Source organism: Paratractidigestivibacter sp., assembly GCF_052362415.1.
In the GTDB taxonomy this organism is placed as follows: Bacteria; Actinomycetota; Coriobacteriia; order Coriobacteriales; family Atopobiaceae; genus Paratractidigestivibacter.
This window is the reverse complement of sequence record NZ_DAWEMK010000202.1, coordinates 1-1793: the sequence shown is the minus strand read 5'-3', so window position 1 is coordinate 1793 and position 1793 is coordinate 1. Positions and strand designations below refer to the sequence as shown.

Here is a 1793-nt window from a genome sequence, read left to right as displayed (position 1 = left end):
CGCCGGGCGCCTCCTGCTCGACATAGTTCGGCTCGGCGTAGGGGTCCTGCTGCTGACCGTGCCCGTCCTTGGCGTAGGGATCCTGCGCGTAGGGAGGCTGGACATAGGGGGTCTGGGTATAGGAGCCGCGCCGGGCGCCGTTGCCCTGCCCGTAGCCCGCGCCCTGCCCGCGCGTCGCCGCCTGGTCGCGGTACTGGTCCTGCCCATAGGCGTCCTGCCCGTATGTGCCCTGCCCGTACTCGCTGTCCGCGAAGTCCTGGCGAGGGTCGTACCCGTTGTCGAAGACGCGATCCTCGCCCGTTGCGCGCCTGCGCCGGCGCGGCGCCGGCGAGTCCGGCTCGCTGAAGTGCTTTGGCATGATATTCCGTCCTTGGTCCGTCTGAACATGCGCCACCTAGTATAGGCCGTGCTACAGGCCGTGCGCCGGGCGCGGTTCTCGATTGGGCCGCGGTTGAGCCCTCGCGGACCCGTGCCCCGCGTGCTCCCGCCGCGCGAAACACCGCGACTCCGCCCGGTTACAAAAACGCACACGAACTTGCCCACACGGGACACCATGCATTAACTCCCGTGCAACAATGGGCAACTAGAGTTGTCAAACGTAAGCCAAGCACGCCACGCAACCCAACGGAAAGAGGCGCACATGGGCAAGGACAAGGTCACCGAGGAGTACGGCAGCCTGCTGTTCACCGACAAGGTCATGCAGGAACGTCTCCCCAAGCCTACGTACAAGGAGCTCACGAAGGTCATCAAGGAGGGCAAGGCCCTCGACCTCGACATCGCCAACGAGGTCGCCCACGCCATGAAGGAGTGGGCGCTCGAGAAGGGCGCCACGCACTACGCGCACTGGTTCCAGCCGCTCACCGGCATCACGTCCGAGAAGCACGATTCCTTCATCACCCCGAAGGACGACGGCTCGGTCCTGATGTCGTTCTCCGGCAAGGAGCTCATCCAGGGCGAGCCCGACGCCTCGAGCTTCCCCTCCGGCGGCCTGCGCGCCACCTTCGAGGCCCGCGGCTACACCGCCTGGGACCCGACCTCCCCGGCTTTCATCAAGGACGAGGTCCTCTGCATCCCGACGGCCTTCATCTCCTACACCGGCGAGGCGCTCGACAAGAAGACCCCGCTGCTCCGCTCGCAGGTCGCCCTGGCCGAGCAGGCCAAGCGCGTCCTTAAGCTCTTCGGCAAGGACGTCACCTCGGTGATCACCACCGTCGGCCCCGAGCAGGAGTACTTCCTCGTCAAGGAGGAGGACTTCCAGAAGCGCCCCGACCTCGTCCTCACCGGCCGCACGCTCTTCGGCTGCGCCCCTGCTAAGGGCCAGGAGCTCGAGGAGCACTACTTCGGCGCCATCCGCCCGACCGTCAACGCCTTCATGAAGGAGGTCGACGACGAGCTCTGGAAGCTCGGCGTCCCCGCGAAGACCAAGCACAACGAGGTCGCCCCGGCCCAGCACGAGCTCGCCCCGATCTTCGAGCAGGGGTCGCTCGCCATCGACGACAACCTGCTCGCCATGGAGAAGCTCAAGCTCCTCGCGACCCACCACGGCCTCGCCTGCCTGCAGCACGAGAAGCCCTTCGACTACGTCAACGGCTCCGGCAAGCACAACAACTGGTCGGTCTGCGCAGACGGCAAGAACCTCCTCGAGCCGGGTGCGAACCCCTCCGAGAACCTGCAGTTCCTCGTCTTCCTCGCGGGCCTCGTCGCCGCGGTCGACAAGCACGCCGACCTCATGCGCGTGAGCGTCTCGTCCGCCGGTAACGACCACCGCCTCGGCGCCAACGAGGCGCCCCCGG

Annotated in this window: 2 protein-coding genes; one reads left to right on the top strand and one right to left on the bottom strand. The window is 66.9% G+C overall.

What is annotated here, in order from left to right; translation table 11 throughout:
* Positions 1-358 (bottom strand): hypothetical protein (locus ACT84W_RS10930; protein WP_444329243.1); only part of this gene is annotated, 358 nt, incomplete at its 3' end.
* A gap of 282 nt (positions 359-640) precedes the next feature.
* Here ACT84W_RS10930 and ACT84W_RS10925 point away from each other — a divergent pair.
* The coding region (locus ACT84W_RS10925) for a glutamine synthetase III (protein WP_444329242.1) at positions 641-1793 on the top strand (1153 nt) is incomplete at its 3' end.